The sequence below is a fragment of the Sungkyunkwania multivorans genome (genome assembly GCF_042675645.1).
Lineage (GTDB): Bacteria > Bacteroidota > Bacteroidia > Flavobacteriales > Flavobacteriaceae > Sungkyunkwania > Sungkyunkwania multivorans.
In genome coordinates this window covers 1,215,302-1,232,961 of record NZ_JBHTJH010000017.1, presented here as the reverse complement: position 1 = coordinate 1,232,961, position 17,660 = coordinate 1,215,302, and the positions used below count along the sequence as shown (strand labels likewise).

General features: G+C 33.4%; 17 protein-coding genes. 8 read left to right on the top strand and 9 right to left on the bottom strand.

Features of this window, described 5'->3' with window-relative positions:
• Positions 1–8: 8 nt before the first annotated feature.
• From ACFQ1M_RS16965 to ACFQ1M_RS16945, 5 genes are all read right to left on the bottom strand, one after another.
• Positions 9–1,787, bottom strand: coding sequence for a DUF2326 domain-containing protein (locus tag ACFQ1M_RS16965; RefSeq protein ID WP_386410500.1), 1,779 nt, complete (start codon positions 1,785–1,787; stop codon positions 9–11).
• A complete protein-coding gene (locus ACFQ1M_RS16960) occupies positions 1,787–2,065 on the bottom strand; it encodes a hypothetical protein (RefSeq protein ID WP_157363543.1) in 279 nt (92 codons plus the stop codon). The genes ACFQ1M_RS16965 and ACFQ1M_RS16960 overlap by 1 nt, the downstream gene beginning before the upstream one ends.
• Complete coding sequence (locus tag ACFQ1M_RS16955) at positions 2,062–2,955, bottom strand: hypothetical protein (protein WP_299604157.1); 894 nt, start codon at positions 2,953–2,955, stop codon at positions 2,062–2,064. The genes ACFQ1M_RS16960 and ACFQ1M_RS16955 overlap by 4 nt, the downstream gene beginning before the upstream one ends.
• A gap of 1 nt (position 2,956) precedes the next feature.
• On the bottom strand, positions 2,957–3,172 hold the full coding sequence (locus tag ACFQ1M_RS16950; RefSeq protein ID WP_157363545.1) for a helix-turn-helix domain-containing protein: 216 nt from the start codon (positions 3,170–3,172) through the stop codon (positions 2,957–2,959).
• Positions 3,173–3,391: 219 nt separating this feature from the next.
• Positions 3,392–4,033, bottom strand: a complete 642-nt coding sequence (locus ACFQ1M_RS16945) for an N-acetylmuramoyl-L-alanine amidase family protein (RefSeq protein WP_386410495.1) — start codon at positions 4,031–4,033, stop codon at positions 3,392–3,394.
• Between the two features lie 189 nt (positions 4,034–4,222).
• On the opposite strand from ACFQ1M_RS16945, the gene ACFQ1M_RS16940 reads away from it, so the two are divergent.
• The 8 genes from ACFQ1M_RS16940 (at position 4,223) to ACFQ1M_RS16905 (ending at position 11,513) form a co-directional block, all read left to right on the top strand.
• Positions 4,223–4,510 (top strand): hypothetical protein, encoded by a 288-nt coding sequence (locus ACFQ1M_RS16940; RefSeq protein ID WP_157363547.1) that lies wholly within the window; start codon positions 4,223–4,225, stop codon positions 4,508–4,510.
• Positions 4,511–4,817: 307 nt separating this feature from the next.
• Positions 4,818–7,220, top strand: a complete 2,403-nt coding sequence (locus ACFQ1M_RS16935; protein ID WP_386410492.1) for a TraG family conjugative transposon ATPase — start codon at positions 4,818–4,820, stop codon at positions 7,218–7,220.
• A 4-nt stretch (positions 7,221–7,224) separates the two neighbouring features.
• Positions 7,225–7,857, top strand: a complete 633-nt coding sequence (locus tag ACFQ1M_RS16930) for a conjugal transfer protein (RefSeq protein WP_299217785.1) — start codon at positions 7,225–7,227, stop codon at positions 7,855–7,857.
• 9 nt (positions 7,858–7,866) lie between these two features.
• Positions 7,867–8,691 carry a hypothetical protein gene (locus tag ACFQ1M_RS16925; protein WP_299217787.1) on the top strand — a complete coding sequence of 275 codons (825 nt, stop codon included), beginning with the start codon at positions 7,867–7,869 and terminating at the stop codon, positions 8,689–8,691.
• A gap of 11 nt (positions 8,692–8,702) precedes the next feature.
• Positions 8,703–9,317, top strand: a complete 615-nt coding sequence (locus ACFQ1M_RS16920; protein WP_386410488.1) for a conjugal transfer protein TraK — start codon at positions 8,703–8,705, stop codon at positions 9,315–9,317.
• Between the two features lie 30 nt (positions 9,318–9,347).
• Positions 9,348–10,277 (top strand): conjugative transposon protein TraM, encoded by a 930-nt coding sequence (gene traM / locus ACFQ1M_RS16915; RefSeq protein WP_386410485.1) that lies wholly within the window; start codon positions 9,348–9,350, stop codon positions 10,275–10,277.
• Between the two features lie 32 nt (positions 10,278–10,309).
• Positions 10,310–11,140 (top strand): DUF4138 domain-containing protein, encoded by an 831-nt coding sequence (locus tag ACFQ1M_RS16910; protein WP_386410482.1) that lies wholly within the window; start codon positions 10,310–10,312, stop codon positions 11,138–11,140.
• Between the two features lie 7 nt (positions 11,141–11,147).
• Positions 11,148–11,513, top strand: a complete 366-nt coding sequence (locus ACFQ1M_RS16905) for a nuclear transport factor 2 family protein (protein ID WP_062054282.1) — start codon at positions 11,148–11,150, stop codon at positions 11,511–11,513.
• A 269-nt stretch (positions 11,514–11,782) separates the two neighbouring features.
• Here the strand turns inward: ACFQ1M_RS16905 and ACFQ1M_RS16900 are convergent, their stop codons facing one another.
• The 4 genes from ACFQ1M_RS16900 to ACFQ1M_RS16885 all read right to left on the bottom strand — a co-directional run bounded on the left by ACFQ1M_RS16900 (position 11,783) and on the right by ACFQ1M_RS16885 (position 17,368).
• On the bottom strand, positions 11,783–13,270 hold the full coding sequence (locus ACFQ1M_RS16900; RefSeq protein WP_062054284.1) for a PDDEXK family nuclease: 1,488 nt from the start codon (positions 13,268–13,270) through the stop codon (positions 11,783–11,785).
• A gap of 118 nt (positions 13,271–13,388) precedes the next feature.
• Complete coding sequence (locus ACFQ1M_RS16895) at positions 13,389–13,964, bottom strand: hypothetical protein (RefSeq protein ID WP_299217804.1); 576 nt, start codon at positions 13,962–13,964, stop codon at positions 13,389–13,391.
• 68 nt (positions 13,965–14,032) lie between these two features.
• Positions 14,033–16,246, bottom strand: a complete 2,214-nt coding sequence (locus ACFQ1M_RS16890) for a hypothetical protein (RefSeq protein WP_386410477.1) — start codon at positions 16,244–16,246, stop codon at positions 14,033–14,035.
• Positions 16,247–16,393: 147 nt separating this feature from the next.
• Complete coding sequence (locus ACFQ1M_RS16885) at positions 16,394–17,368, bottom strand: sacsin N-terminal ATP-binding-like domain-containing protein (RefSeq protein ID WP_386410474.1); 975 nt, start codon at positions 17,366–17,368, stop codon at positions 16,394–16,396.
• Between the last annotated feature and the right edge of the window lie 292 nt (positions 17,369–17,660).

Genomic DNA, 17,660 nt, shown 5'->3' with positions numbered 1-17,660 from the left:
AAATTAAATTAGAAGAAGCGTTTAAATAGTGTTTCCTTTTCTGTATCTGAAAATTCAGCAATTATATAATCAGAAATATTAAACTCTAATTTACCATACCTGTCACTTAGCTCTTCGGTAAAATCAATTTCATCTTCATTAAAAGTCAGGATGTATTGAAAATTTTGCAGTTCGTTTGCCTTGTGATACATATAGTTCAATACGTTGAATATCGTTCTTTTAGAGATAGCGTGAAAAACTCCATCATGAATTAAAAAATCAGGCAAATTTCTTTGGTCCAATCTACTATTAAGAAAAGCCATTAAATCATAAGAAACTATTTTTAGACGTTCTTGCCCCAAAGCATCAGCCTTAGGAATTTGTATATTTATTGAAAAAGGAAGTTGATTTCTTTTGGATGTAGGGTTAATGGTAACGTCAAAATATGAGTTATCAAACTCTTCATCTAGATAAATTGCATTTTCTAATACATCCTGGAACAAAAGTCTTAATTCATTTAACTTTTTATCAACCTGATTGACATCATTTACTATATCACGTTTCAATTCGGAAATTATAATATCAGTATCCGCCATTATAGTCTCAATTTCGTCAATTTCTTTGATTATGGCTGTATTTCTTGTTAATAGCGTTTTTTCTTCAATCAATTTTTCATAAGTAGTTTCAATTCTATCTAAAGCTCCTTTTTCTTTAAGTAATGTAAACAATTGACTACGCTTTTTTTCGAGGATTTCAAGGTCGTTAAGTGCTGTATCAATAATTTTCGTTAGTTTCTTTTCTTCATCTAAAAGATACTTGTTTCTATTAGCTAAAAGTTGCTCCTTAAACGCTATTACTTCATCTAAGCTCTTTTTTACAAAGTTTCCGAATGTTGATAAAGTTTCATTATAAAGTTTTTGTATCTTATCAACGTCGATATTTGAGACATCAGAATAAGAAGACTTTAGTTTGTCTAACTTCCTATTCGCTGTATGATATAAGGTGGATTTTTCATTAATCCTACCAATTACATCAGTTAGTTCCTCCTCAATATTTTTATGATTTTCTAGAAAATTATAATCTTTGAGACTTTTTTCAATTACTGATATCTGCTTCTCTATCTTTAATATTTCTGTGCGAAACTCTCTTACTTCTTTCCCAGTATCTGCTTTTATTTTATTTGTAAGTCCCTTTACCGTTTTATTTTTTTCTTCATAGTCTTTTGATACATCATTAAAATTTACTAGATTTTTGGTAGGCAGATTAAGTAAGTAAAAATTGTATAATGCCTTATCTCTAACATTGGCATTGTATGATACAAAATTTAGTGGGTCTATTCTTTGCTGGTTTTGTAAATCATCTTTTACAAAAAACTCCATCAAAGTACCATATCTTTTCCCCTCAAAAAATACTTCATTGTTTTCAGTTGGAAAGAATATGCTTTCGAGTATCCTAGGCATTTCTGACTTTTCGTATTCTTCGAACTTATCTGGGCGATTACCCAAAAAAACCGTTTTAAGGTCAGAGAAGTATCTCTTTAAAAAATACTTCTTATTATTAATTTCAAATTCTAATGTCAAACTATGTTCCTCTTCTCTTAAAAAATCATATTTCTTTTTAGAAAATCTTTTTTCAGCCTTTCCACTTAAAAGAGTAAAATCAATTAGACGCACCAATGATGATTTTCCTATACCATTTACACCTCTTGCTTCCTTATCCTCAGAGTATTTACCCAAAATGATATTTATTCCATTATGAAACGGAATAACGTCTATTAAATTAGTTTCTGAGTATAGTCTGATTAGCATTATTGAAATAAATTTAATTGCTCTTTACTGGTATCATTCTTAATCAATTTTATCTTGTATTCTTTCTTTTCGATACTTCCAACAGTATGTAAAAAGGTAACGGCATATAAAAAGAGGTCTGGTGTTCTATTTTTATCTACTTTCAAAAACTTATTCATAACATCATCAACCAAAACATACTTCTCATTAAAAGGGCTTTTGCTCATAATCCCTATAATTTCGGCTCCTAAAACCATTAAGTTGGTCCTCAAATTACTTTCTGGATGCGGTAAAATCATTCTTTATTTGTTTTCCTTCCTATTAAACATTGTTCGAACATATAGAGTAAAATTGTTCTAACATTTAATCTATAGCCGTCATCATCGAGATTACTATACTGTTTTGTGTATCCCTCTGTCAAACTATTTAATCTAGCTTTAAAATCGCCGCCAAGCTTATTGTAATCTTCAATTATCCTGCGCTTTATTAAATCTTTTTCATTATCCTCATACCCTGATAATATGTTAGAAATCGTTATGAAGTCTTTCATAACTAATATCATTTCGGAATTTACTCCGTCCCAATCTTCCTCATTAAAATTTAACTCAATTTTTTCTTTTGGTGGGGTTAAATCTGATTTATCGAATTGAATAGTGTCATCTCTATTTGAATCATCCAACAAATCTTGAATGATATCCAAGATATAATCTTGTCTGAAATATTCACCAATACCCAAAAAGGTAGCTAATTTTCGCCTTTGATTATTTGTAAAATCGTTTTCTATTATGTGTAGAATTTGCTTTATTCCCTTAATAAAGGTATTCCCCTCAAGTTCCTCAATTAGACTTAATTGGTCTGGTGATACTTCATGATTTACAAGCATTTCCCAATTACAAAATTGCTCCTTCCAGTTATTTACATATTTAGGAAAATCTCCTTCTTTCTTATCGCTACCTAAAACTTTAAAAGTAAAATCGGACTTATTATATTTTTTGGGCGCATAACAAGCCAATATCTTGTTTTCAGTCAAAATTGTCCCATCATTTCCTTTATCCCGTGTACCGCGAATAGGAATGTAATTTTCTGCACCATATTTTAATAAGAACAATTCGTCAATAAACTCCTCAAAATTTGAGCCTTGTTTCGCTTCAATTTGAACTTTAAAAGCATTTTTGAGTAACTGTTCCATTCTATAAATCTAAATCAATATTTAATTCCCCTTCTAAGCCTTTTTCCACTATTTCTCTTAAGGTTTGAAGATTTATTTTGTTTCCTTGTTCCGTTTCAATCCTTGTAATATAAGCACGTTTTTTGCCTACCTTTTGAGCTAACTGTTCCTGAGTTAGATTTTTCTGCTCCCTTGCTTCTTTTAGCATTTCTCCAATGTTTTTACTAGATATTTTCATATTGAAACAATTAAAATTTTGAAAAAAAACAGCCTGACAAATGTAACTTAAAAGTTTCAATTGTTAAATTTTTTTCGGCATAGTATCCTAGGTAATTTATTTGAAAAGACGACTACATTTCTATAACTCTTTCTGAAAAACCTTAGCTAGTTGTTTAAAAACAGTAAGAACTATCAATTTTATTATCCGAATTATTTCCTCATAAAAATTACTCAAAATCTATAGTATAAAAAAATTAGCAATATTCAATAAAATAGCGAAAGAAATGGTGCTGATATTCTTTAGTTTTAATACATAGTTAGCTTCATCCCCATTACTCAAAAACCCCAATTCCAGAAGTACAGCTGCAAAATTATCTACAGTTTCTCTCAACACCTGAAAGTCCTCAAACTTCACACCACGACTCTCAAAACCCAATTCTTTTTTAAACGCTGCTTGAAACTGAAAAGCCAACCAAGTAGATTCATCTAGATACTTAGATTGTTTCTCTGACACATATACTTCAATACCTCTAGCATTGGGATTATCTGAATGATTACAATGCAAAGACAAAAACAAATCGGCATTCAGTGCTTTGGCCAGCCTAGTCCTGTCCGATAAAGAAATGAGTGTATCGGTATACCTAGTTAAGTAAATATCCAAAGGCTTATCCAACTTGTCATTTAGCTTCAAAATGGTATTTGCAATATTGAGTACAACATCCTTTTCTTGGATGCCATTTACACCTGTCGCACCAGCATCTTTTCCACCGTGGCCAACATCAATTACGATTCGTTTTTGAGTACTCGTTTCTTGTCCAAAAATGATGCACATTTTTAGAAGCAAAAAGACAAAACTGACGTTTTTAAGCACTTTTTTCATTTTCAATTTTCGTGTTATCAACAACTTTCCTTCAAAAATTCATAGAATTTGATGCTAAATAATAACAATTAAATTCAATTGATTTCAATTAATATTTTATTCACAAATATTTGATTTTCAGTTATTTATGTACAAATATATGTAAATTTCAGAAAGGGAAAATGAACAAAAAATCTAAACAGTTTTATTATGAAAAAATCAGTCTACTTAGCAACTTTTTTATCGTTGCTCTCAACATCACTTTTTGCTCAAATTGGGGGAATTGAAGATTCCGTTAATGATGTGGGCGATACCATACGTACCATATTTCCAATTTTACTTGGCGTCATCTTTCTAGTTGGATTCCTGTTTAATGCAGGACATTTCTTTGGGGAAAACGCAGACCTAAAAAAAGGTATTACTAGAGTGCTTGTGTTTGTTTTGATTGCTGGCGCAGTTGTCGGCATCTTCACATATTTAATAGGCATCGTAGTATAAATGAACCCTCATCGAGGGCTTTATTAAAAAAGCTGTATGAAGAAATTCGAGGTCTATAAAAACATTAGAAAAAGGGCAGTCATTTTTGGGCTGCCTATTTCCCTGTTCGCCCTAATGATGGTGTCTATTTTGGCTTCGCTGCTCATTATCATTTTCTCTTTCAGTTTCGGGATAATAATTGGCGTTCTCGTTTTTAATGCTGCCTTATATGTAGCCCTCACGAGAATAACACTTAACCCACAACTATTTCAAATGGCTAAAGCCTTCCCAAGAATAATAAGTAACAAAAGAAACTCGGGCTTCGATTATGAACAAGATTAATCTTTCGGCATATAATCCTATTACAGATGTTCAGGACAATATAATATTTGCCAATAATGGCAATGTCGTTCTGTGCTATAAAGGAACGCTACCAGAAATTTATTCCCTATCAGAAAAAGACTTTGAGGATATACACGGCGCTTGGTTTCAGGCTTTAAAATCTTTACCTATTGGCACGGTGGTACAAAAACAGGATATCTACCTTAAAAAGAGTTACACTTCAGAAGAACTTCCGAGTACAACATTTTTAGAAAAAGCAACACACGACCATTTCAAAGGACGTGCTTATATGGAACATCGTTGCTTTTTGTTCTTTACGCTCACTAAGAACAAGGCTCTAAATAATTCAAAATATGTCAACCCTTTTCGTAAAGTTTCTAAAGGGATTGTTCAACAATTAGATGACAACGTTAAGAGCTTCACTGGCTCGGTTAGTGATTCGGTTTCCTTTATAAACAATAGCCGAAAAATGACCTTTGTCCCGCTTAAAGCGAAAGACATTCAGCACCTCACAAATGGTTATTTCAATGGATTCAATGAAGGTTTTGATACGGACATCATATTAGAAAAGAAAAGCGTCAATATTGGCGAAAACCATTTTGATGCCCTGGCTATCAATAGCGAACTGTGCTTTGGCGAAAGTGTACAGAGTAGCAAGACCAATGAGAAATTCACTTCTGACGATTTCGTGTTTCATCAAGGGTTTATTGATGGCTTAGGGCTTACGCTTAATGAGAATCATATTGTTAATCAAATCCTGTATTTGGATGATAAACAAAAGTGGCGCAAGCTGCTCGATAAGAAAGTTGAAGAACTCAACAAAAGTTCCAACTTCGGTTCACAGAACAAAGTGGTACTTGGTAAAATTCAACATATTCTCGACCAAATCAATGCAGATGACAATGCACGGATTATTCGTGGTCATCTCAACATCGTCTATTGGGATAAAAACCCTGAAAATTTAAGTCGAATCGGTTCTAAAATCAAAACTGAATTTAAGGAACTGGATATTATCCCATATTATCCAAGAGGTGAGGAACGGAAGAACTATATATTAAATAGTTACTGCTGTTTTTCTTCCAACTTTTCAAACAATGATTTGTATGTAACCGATTTAAAGCACGCTTTATGCCTGTTTATAAATAATACCAATTACAATTCTGATGCCACCGGAATCATCTTTAATGATAGAGAACATAACGTTCCAGTTCTAAAGGACGTTTGGGACGAACTTAAGAAACGTATCAAAGCACGCAACTTTGCCATTTTCGCCCCTACGGGCGAAGGCAAGTCTTTTTTAGCAAATAACATTCTACGCCAATATTTTGAGAGCGGTGTCCGTCTAGTCATAATAGATTTGGGTGGTTCTTATACCAAGTTTGCCAAACTCTATCCTGAGAAATACACTGTGCTTCGTTATGAAAGTGGAAAGAATCTAGGCATTAATCCTTTTTATATAAGTGATGTAAACGACCTCACACCTGAACGTTTGGAAGACTTATCTGTATTCTTATTTGAACTGTTCGCCTCTGATTTAAAAGTGACCAAAGCACAATCAGTTTCGGTTAAAAAGATACTGCGCTATTATTACAACAATACTTCAGAAAATCATTCGCTGGATGGTTTTTACAATTTTATAGAGCGGAATCAGAAAGACCTTCTGAACACCTTAAAAATCCATCCCGACTATTTCAATATTACCAGCTTCTTGCACGTAATGTCTGAGTATGTCGGCGATGGTCTATATAGCTTCCTCTTTGAAGTTAGCGAAGACCAAACCTATAAAATTGAGGACAAACGCCTAATTGTTTTTGAGCTAGATGAAGTAAAGGATAACAAGGAAATCTTGTCCGTAATGTTGAAGCTGATTAAGTCGGCCATCCAAAGAACAATATGGAAAAACAGGGCTGAAAAAGGTATCATCCTTTTCGATGAGTTTGCCAAACAACTAAAGTTTGACAACGTACTAGAAAGTGTTGAATTCTACTATCAAGCTATTCGTAAACAGAATGGTGCGATTGGGATTATTCTGCAATCCATTAATCAGCTGCCCAATAATTCAACATCTGCTAGCATACTAGAGAATACGCAGGTCATTTACAGCCTAAACAACGAAAAAGGCTATGACGAATTGGTCAAAAGGCTCAACCTTTCAAGCCACGATTTAAACCAGTTAAAGTCCATCAAGAACAACCTTTCCGGACCACGAAAGTACACCGAAATGTTCATCAAAATAGGAAAGCAAAGCAACATTTTTAGGCTTGAAGTTCCTAAAGAAGTGTATGCAGCTTATCTGACCGATGGACAAGAAAATGAGGCCATAATGGCCATTTACGAAAAGACCAATGATATGGAATTGGCTATAAAAGAATTCACATCTAAAACATAATATTATGAAATCAAAAATTCACGAATACCAAAACAAATACGTAACAATTAGTAAAACAAAAATCAAAACAATCTTGTTTGGGCTATTCTTAACGGTCGCCCTTTTATTGCCTAGCGGCTCTAAAGCCCAAGGAATGCCAGTTTATGACAACACTAACTTTGTAAGCTTGGTAAAACAACTTATAGAATCAGGCAAGCAGACAGCTGAAATGATTAAGTCTGTAAAATTCCTGAAAGATGCTAAAGAAGCTATAGAGAAAGTATCCAGCGTTGTACAACAGCTTAGAGCAGTTGAGGAAATTGCACAGAACAATCAACGCCTTATCAACGTAATGCAAAACGATTTACAGGATATTTTAAACTCACCCTATATAAAACCAGAGGAAGTAACACGAGTTGCGGAATCATTCGACGCCATAGTCCAAAATTCTTTGGACACGGTTGAATTTATGGGTGAAATCCTATCCAGCGATAATTTAAAGATGTCAGATGCTGAACGTGCTGAAGTTTTAAAGCAGAAAGAACAGGAATCAAAGGAAATGGTTGCTAATATCACAACTAAAACTAAACGCTACAAGGACATTATTTCCTTCAGAAAAATGCAGGATAAAATTAATAACCGTGAAACCACCTATTAGAGAAAAGTAATGTCAATCGGACTAGAATATATCGATACTGTATTTCAAACCATACAGAATAGCAGTTTCTCGCAATACACCATTGCAGGAATGAAAACACTTGCCGTATTGTTCTTTCTGGTTAATATCCTTAAAAAATATAATGAGGGTATTGCCGATAAGGACGGATATACTTGGGGGTTGAGTCCAGGAGAACTGGCAAAGAATTTTGCCATAGTTCTCCTGGTTATTTTTTCTACTCAAGTACTGGGTTTTTTTGATAGTATTCTTGTGTCTATAGAAGCACAATATCGTGGTACGGCACCTGCCTTACTGCCCTTGCAGATGCAAGATATTCCTATTGAAGAAGATGTCAACCTTATGGATGCCGCAAAAAATGCTATGACATTATTATATGAAGCCTTGGTCACACCACTTTATGGATTCAAAATATTTGCATTTATCATTAGTCTTATCCTCTGGATTTTAGATTTGTTCATCTACCCGCTTTTCCTTGCAGAACGCTATTTTTTATTGGGTATAATGCAAGCCTTTTTTCCGTTGGTAATCAGTCTGGCGGTTTTTGAAAAATTCCGTTCACTTGCCTATACATTTTTCAAATTATACGCTGCGGTTTATATGTTGGTGCCAGCCTTCTTTTTGGTCAACGTATTTGTAAATGCACTCTATACGGAAATCAATACGAACTTCTGGACAAACCTTTTTGGAACTGATGTTGGTCAGGGCTTTTTTGCACCTGTAGTTCAGCTTGGGTCGGTTGGTTTTATTGTTTTTCTAAAATTCAAATTATACAAGCGCGCCACCTCATTTACCCTCAGATTATTTACAAGTTAATTCCAATGAAAATGAAAACACCATATAAGAACATATACAACGTCTTAAAATTGAACAGATTTATCGTGTTGGCAGTTGTCATTTTTGCAATGCTATCTAACACCTTTTCATTATGGATGGCTTTTAAAACGAATAAAGAAGCGCTCAATAGTGCCTTTGCTATCAATACCGATGGTAGTATTATTCCGTTGAAGCTCGTTACCCAAAAAGAAAATTTCAAGGTCGAGGCATTAGCCCATTTAGACCAGTTCCACAACTACTTCTATAATATCGATGCCAGTAACTACGAAAGGAATCTTGAAAAGGCTCTGTGGCTGGGTAATAGTTCTGTGGACAATCTATATCGCCAGAAAAAAGCTGATGGTGTCTACAATCGATTATTGCAATATTCGCTTATTCAAAAAGTACTAAGTATTGATTCACAAATAGGGGAACAAAACGGAACATACACCTTTAGAACGGTTACCGTCTTTGAAATCAATAGAGGCTCAATAATAGACACTTATGAACTGGTTTCTAGTGGAAACTTAATTCCCGTTGATAGAAACTTTCCGAACAATCCACACGGTTTGTTGATTACAAACTATTTCGAGAACACCTTAAAAAAATTAAACGATGAAAGTTGAGCCGATAATCGGCACTTAAAAACCACGATTATGAAAGTAGAAAAGAACAAAATAGTTTTTGCAGCAGTACTAGCTGTGATTTTCATTTTCCTGATTTCCTATTCTATGATGGTTATGGGCGATGACGAAAGTGAAAATGAAAACCTTGAACAAACCTTGGTACCGGACTTGGACGAAAACCAAAAAGAGTATGATTCCAAACTTGATGCTATCAATGACTTAAAGGAAGTGCGCGAGAATAACGCACCTAGCATCTACGATGAAAAACTTTTGGATTCCACAGGTCTTTACAATCCTGATTTGCCAGAACTCGAAAAAGAACGCATTGTGGATAGTATATACAATGCAGGTAAAATTCAATACTCTGACAAGAAATACAGAAACTTATGGCAAAAGAAAGTTGTGAAAAAAAGCGCACAACAAATCGATTCAGCCGAAATAATGCGAGAACAAAAAATTGAAGCCAAAGAATTAGGGCTAGAGCATCAATTATTCTTTGCTGCTTCGCCAAAACCCAATGAAGTTTCGATTATTGGCAATACGGATGAAACGATATATGTGGTTGTCGATGGCGACCAGGTTGTTAAGGCGAACACTAGATTGCGGATGCGTCTTACTAAATCAGCAACTATAAATGGTAAGCCAATGCCAAAGAATACACCAGTTTTTGGGTTTATTAGCTTTCAACCTAATCGTGCTTTAATCGAAATTGAGAATATTAAGCATCATCCTACCAAATTGAAGGCATTCGATTTGTTGGATGGCAGCGAAGGTATTTATGTGCAAAATAATTTTAGGGCAGAAGCTACCACAGAAGTTTTGGATGATGTTATTGGTGATATCAATATTCCTACCGTTCCACAAGTGGGCGGAATCACGCAGGTATTTAGACGTCGTAATCGAAACGTGAAGGTAACTGTGCTCAACAACTACAAATTAATTCTAAAACCAAAATTATGAAGCCCATAATGGGTATTTAAAAACGCACTCTTATGAAAAAGTATATTATAATTTCAGCTCTCATTATTTCCGCTTTCGCGAAAGCTCAAACAGACACAGTACTAGATACAATTTATGCAAACGACACTAAAAACGTTGCGCTATTTTTTCCAGAACCCATACGACAAGGCATAACCGGTTCGGATAATTTTGTTTTCAGCTATAATCGTGAAAAAGAACAATATTTCGGGCTGCTTCAGGCTAAACCTGGCAAAGAAAGTAATCTACTGGTAGTCAACAGGAATGGTGCAATTTTTTCGTATATTGTAAGATATAAGAAGCATCTGTCAAAGCTCAATTATTTTATCCCAGTAACAAATAGTATTGGGAATGAAAAACCAATTGTAACCGATTCGATTCAGGTTGTTACTTCTGAAAAAAATATAGATAACAGGACCTACTATTATCAAAAATTCTGTTCCTATCTTCTTAACAGAAACCAGCGTGTTGGTCGGATTAAGAAGCGAACTCAAGGCATTGTCTTGAATGTTGAAAATATTGTTTTTGATAAAGAAGAACTCTATTTTGTTATCCAGATTGAGAATAATTCTTCAATGGATTACGATTTGAATTTCTTGAACCTCTCAATCGAGACCCGACAAAAAGGGAAAAAGAAATCTTTACAGAGTTTATATCAAGAGCCTATTTACAAGCACTATTTGCCGTCAAAAATTGCAGAAGGTAAAATGGTAAGGTTTATTTATGTAATGCCCAAATTTTCATTGTCCAATGACCGTAGGGCAATTTTAGAATTGAACGAGAAAGATGGTGAACGAAATATAAAACTGAATATATCACATAGATATATCAATAACCCAAATTAATAATATTATGAAAAGATTACTTATCTGCTCACTTGTACTTCTATTTATTTCCTGTGCTGGGAATAAGGATATGTCTCCTTCTGAAACTGCCAAAGTTGTTGCCGAAAGTTTTTATCACGGTGATAAAGCGTCTCTAAAAAAACATACTACTGCAGAAGGCTATGCTAATCTTTCCAGCATTCAAGAAATGTTCGTTCAGGATAAAAATTCAAAATCCGACTTCAAGATTGTTGATGAAGTTATGGAAGGTGAAGTTGCTTGGATAAAGTATTCCACAGCATATGACCCAAAACCTGGTGTTTTTAAATTGATTAAAGAAGATGGACTATGGAAGGTTACCCACAACGGACCAAGAGATAATGGACCTTTTTAAATCTCCTATGTCTTTTAGAAATAATGCTTTAAATTTCAATATTTTACATATGAAAAACAGTAAGAGAGATATATAATTGATATTTGACTATTGATTAAACAAATCAGCAATTCCTCATCTAATTTATTCTATTTCAAACACCTGAGAATCTTTACACCACCTATTACACCACCTATTACACTACCATTTGACCACTTATTGAATACAAACTCTAAACAAAAACAATCTGGTGTTCTGATTTCAATCAATCATGTTGAATTGTAATGTAACTAATCTTCCCTATCCACAAATTTGACTTGGTCTTTAGATGTTAGAACATTTGGAAACATTGGGATTAAATCTTGATTTTTAGACAGTCTCATCTCAATATCATCCCTATTCCACCAAGAAGTCCAAATTCCTTGAGATAGTAACGATTCGAGTTTTTCTGTAAGTGCTGCGGAAATTTGGGTATTTACGGCTAAGAAAAAGCCCTGTGAATTATGAGTTTCTACAGTATCTCGTATATCCAACACTTTCCCTTTTCCGATTGTAGATTTTCCCGATTTGCATTGTCCTACAACTTTAATCAACTTTCTTGGCGGTGTGGTATCGGACATATATTCATTTATTACATTCCACTCAATAATTAAATCTCTTCCTTTATCACCTTGATTAATGGGTGCTGGTCTTCTAACGCTTTTTACGTTTGGCTCACGTTCCAATAGTGCCTTAACTAATAATTCGAATTGGTCTGGACAAACTTCTTCTTTCCACAAAAATTGTGCTATTGGAAACAACAGCTCAGATTCTCTATTGTGTCGCTCTCTAATGAGCTCTCTTTCTTTTTTATATTCTTCAAATCCACATATTCTACCCAATGCAATAATATAATCTTCCATTACCGTAACGACCATATTTTCCATAGGAATCACGGGGTATCCTTTTAGTTTCCCTTCTTTATTGATAATATTGAAATATTCGTCCAGTTCAAATCTCGTATCATCGTGAACGAAGTTTTTTATGTTATCGCTTAGCACAAATGTACCATTCTGTCCTTTTAACTGTTCAGTTTTATCTGTACACAAATCTAATGTTGCGTAGAGAAACTTTGCGAGACTACTGGATTTAATCATCGTAACTTCCTCTTCTATGTCATAGAAATATACCCATTCTGGTCGTTCACGATCCCTATAATTATTTCGGCTAGATATACTATGCAAATGTGAAAATATGTCCTCAACATCTTCGAAAGAGTATTTATAGTTTGAGTTATCAATATTTCCAGCAGTCATACATTTATCACAAGGGCAACCTGCAAAATACCATAAGCTTTCTCGCCAAAATGCCACCATTTTTATTATTTCCTTGACAACCTCAAAGAGTTGTTTGGCAGTCGAAATTCCATGTAAAATTGGGGCTTGGACTGGTATCAAATATCTTCCCCATATTTCATCTGGAACAACAGGATGGCCAATATCAAATTGCTCACAGGAAATTCCCGACTTATAGAACCTTAAGAAAGCCGTAAACATCAAGCTTAGAATTACGTGAGCATCCGATCTATCGCCAGTGTAAAACACATCGTAAGTTCGTTGCAGAAAGTAGAATGATAAATTGTGGTTCTCATCAAGTTGAAGGAAAAGTGTGATTCCTGAAGACTGATCTGTATAAATCTTAAAGTTATTATCGTGCGATTCTTCTAAAGTAAGTGAATATTCATCACATTCCTTTTGAACAATTTTCTCTAAATCTATTATTTCTTCTTTGTTAACCAATTAATACTAGCAAATGCTTCTTTTTTTAATATTTATAGTTATTATCTATTGTTTCTGTAAATTTAAATGTTTTAATCTAGTTACTTCATATTTAAAAATGAGGTAGAGATTAAGCATTTTATTGTCCACTTCGCTTTCCAAAATTGGGTTCTAATTCATCCCAAACTTGTTGCTCTACAAGTTCTACTATAGCGTGCATTGTATTTGGGCTTTTTACGTTCTCAATAGTATAAGTTCTCAACTTTATATCATAATCAATACCATTATCCCATTTACATAAATGTAAACTATATACTCTATTACCGCGTGTTCCAAAATGATTTTTTAATCTTGAGTAAATGCCCGTGGTAGAGCTTCCGACATATAGAAAAGATGAAAGTGACTTATTATATCTTGAAAGATTGACCCTATCCTTGTTCTTAACTTTCTTTTTGTTGCTTTCACTAAAATCCTCGAACAGACCAAGTAATTTAGGCAGTTTACTAATTTCTAATAACTCGATTGTGTAAATTAGAGGAAGGCTGCTTTTTTTAACCTTATGTACACTTTCATTCAGTATTTCTTTGGTCCTAAACTCTGAAGAATTGAAGACTACACTTTGATATTTTTTGAGTTTTATTTGCTTTAGATTGAGCTTAAGGGTGTCTAGAAATTCATCTGTTTTTTTAATTATTTCACTTTGGTTAATACTCATTTTAAATTCTTACTTTTTCTGTATATCTTACTCTTCTCAATAAAAATTACTCAACCTTTATCCTTAAATTAATTATTTGAATCTACAAAGAACGTTTCAATAAAAGTCTTAATACTGATGTGCTCGTTATTCCAAATAGAGGCATTTACTCTAAAACGAATGTTTTGATCTTCTATGCTCACAGAAATTCCATTTTGGCCATTGTGAAGGTGGCTTTTTTTAATTTCAATTTCGCTAAAATCTGCAAAAACATTATCTATCTTATAACCTATATTGTGAATGACCTTGGTATTTTGTCTGAGATATTCCAAATCAGGTTCAAAACCATTTAGGGGCACTACAATTAGAGCATAATTTTCTTTCTGTTCTGTTGCTGTTTTTGCTTGCAAAGGGGTCATTGCAGCATAATCTTTTCCTGTTGCTTTTAATTCTACAAGCCAGTTATTAATTTTAAAAGCCTCTCGTTCGTTCTGTTGATTGATTAAATCTGACGATTCCTCTGTAAGAATGTAATCACTACCAAATGGCTTTCTTTCAATATTTATATTGACACCTTCGGCTTTGAGTTGTGTTATGTATTCTTTAAACAAATCTTCTATGAGTTTACCAATAAACTGATTCCTGCTTATTAACTTCCTCTCACCGAGCCTTCTCTCATATTCTTTTCTAATACTTGGGTCGTTAAAAATTTCTTGGACAAGTTCCGGGTCGGCATCACTTGTAATCATATTTGTTATTGCTTTATCCCAGCTCAACCGAAGTTCGTCCGTAGGCAAAGTATTTCTAATTAAATCTGAAACACCAACACCTAATTTGTTCAAAAAAGTTTGTTGTCTGGCGCCACGAATTGTTTTTAGCAAGGCATCATTTTCCTTAAATAATTCTGAAAGATTTTTTGATGAAGGTGTTTCGCTTACAAACTTTGTTTCCGAGTCTTCACTTTCAGTTTTTATATTTATCCAATTTAATCGTTTGGCACGATATACCCATAAGCACTTTTTTAATTGTATAGCAGTTTCGACATCATCGATTTTAATTTCCTGGTAATCTTTATCAAAAAAAACATTTTTTTCTATGGCTTCATTAAGTAAAAATCTTAACCGTTCTAAACTTGATTTTTGAGTTGTATTTCGGGCATAAATATGCCCATCACTTGTTGTTAAGTATGCGAAATCTGAATAAGTGACCTGGAATTTATATTTAAGATTTCCGTCACTATCTCTTAAACTATTCAAATCCCTTTCGCTTATCATCAAATCTTCTAGCAATTTGATGGTTGCATTTTCAGTTTTAATAATAATTGGGCTATAATGTATAAACCCACCTTCATTTAAAAAACTAAAGTCTTCACTACTCAAAAACTCAGTATAAATATCATTCATACAATCTTTATCTCTAACTAAGCTTGCATAGATTGGAAATTCTTTTTCGAATAATTTTTTTGGACCTAAAAGTAAGTGTTCGGATTTAGGGAAATGGTCATAAATAAAATCCTCGTTATTATTATTTACGGTACCTCTTAGAACTTTTAAATCTTTAATTGTTTCTTGATTTTCTTTAGAAATTAACCATTTCAAGAATTTTGCATTACATATTTGGTATGAACTGCTACTTATTTCAGATGGTGTAATTTGATTGAGCTTAGATTTTAACTCACTTACCGCCTCTTGAAGCGAAAAATTCTCAACGCCACTTAGATTAAATGTTTGAATGTTTTTTGAAAAGAGTTTGTCAGCAAAGTTTAATCCAACTAAATCGGATGTAGCAATCAGAGTTTCATCATTGCATAAATCCCAACTAATACCTTCAGCTTTTCTTAAGTTATTCCTACGATTTAAAGCAATACATTTCTCTAGTGGAAAATGCCTTTTAATTTGCACAATTATAGAGTAAAAGTTGTTAAGCCATAACTGTCCTTCAATACTGATTAAAGAATTTAATGTTTCAATATCATTAGTTTGCTCAACAAAATCAATTAACTCATCAATACCCCATACAAAATCAAGTTCATCAATGTTTTCTATTTTGGGCTCAATAAATGAATAACTTTGGGCAACTTCAACCCAACTTTGCAACTCGTTAGCCAATGGCACCTTTAGCTTAAGTATTTTTGATAAAAGTTCCCATAAACCCTTAATATAATCGGTTTTATCAGTAAATGGAATTGTTAAATCATTAAGACTAGTAAAGCCTTCCTCAGAATTGTTATACTTGATTACTTGTTTGGTGGCAAGTATCTGGAATGTGTTATTTTTTAAATTGACGAACCAGTCGTGGTCCATCCATTTTAGATCTTTAGAAAGTTTGAAATTAAAAACTTCGTGAATTCCAGAGATGTTTTTGGCTTTAAATAATTGTACGAATGCCAGTAAACTTTGCGATAAAGCCTTATTTATTATTTCCTTGTTAATTACCTCACTTCCACCTTCTTATACTTTCTTGAGATATATTCCGTCCCGCTCAACCCTAGGGTCAAAATGAGTTGAGTTAATAATAATCGGGATTCCAATTTCTTCAGTTCCTAGTAATGGGAAAGTATAATATAGTCGCGGATGGTTCTTTGTTAACGGCAGAATTATTTCGGTTTCATTTTGATAGGTAGTAATAATACAAGCATCAAACCTGTGGTCATTTTGCACATAGGCCTTTAAACTTGTTTGCATTTTGCCATTATAAAGCGTATTTACCATCCATTCATTAATAGAGCCTATTTCGTGCTTATTCACCAATGACTTGTTAAAGGTCCTGGTTATACCATCCTCAATGACAGTTACTGATTCTAGTTGCTTATTGAATAGTTGAGTAATGGGAATTAGTTCATCTAAACATTTTAATCCTATACTCGCAGTCTTCTTTCCTTCTGTTCCTAGCTTATAAGTAAACTTAGTTTGAAATTCATCGTCACCTAAGTAGCTATTATTCCTAATTGAATTATCAAATTGTTTATTTGACTCTTGCTGCAGCAAATAAAAATGTTCATTATCTGTTGCATTACGGTTGAGCAGAAAATCAAAGCAACCTTGATTATTTACTAGTTTACCAGTAATTCTAACTTCTTTAGATAGAAGATAGGTAGTCATAAACCCTGTACCAAACCTTCCGGTCATACCTTCCTTATTATTTTTAGAACTACCTTGAATAATAAGGCTTAAAATATCATCTAATTCAAAAGGATTGCCGGTATGCAAAAATGATATTTCATTTTCCTCAATGCAGATTTTCACTTTTATGCTTTGGTCTGGGTTAACAGAGTCTTTCGCATTTTGAAGTAATTCCCAAAACCAACGTTTCTCGAAGTCTTCTCTTTCATTTTCTCTAGCTACAATATCTCTATATACACTATCAGCGTGTCTGATTTCTGCAATTTCCTGACGCCTCTTTTGTATTTGTTCTTTTTCAATCAAAGTGTTTATTTTTCCTTCAATATAAGAGCATTTTATTAGTTAAAATAATTTCAGTTTTCTTTACTGAAAATTTTTCACCAATTTATACTTTCTCAATCTGAACGTATTGATTAAATATCGTTTTAACTTCTTGATAAATACTATTGAAACTAGCTTCTAAATCGGTATTTGAATAATTGCCTAGATTCAAGTGAAAATTCCTTTGAAATCTCCAAAGTAAGATGATTATAATCAAGCAACTTCCGGTGTTTGGTTTCTTAGTAGTCCACAAGGTGCTTAGGTGCCATATACA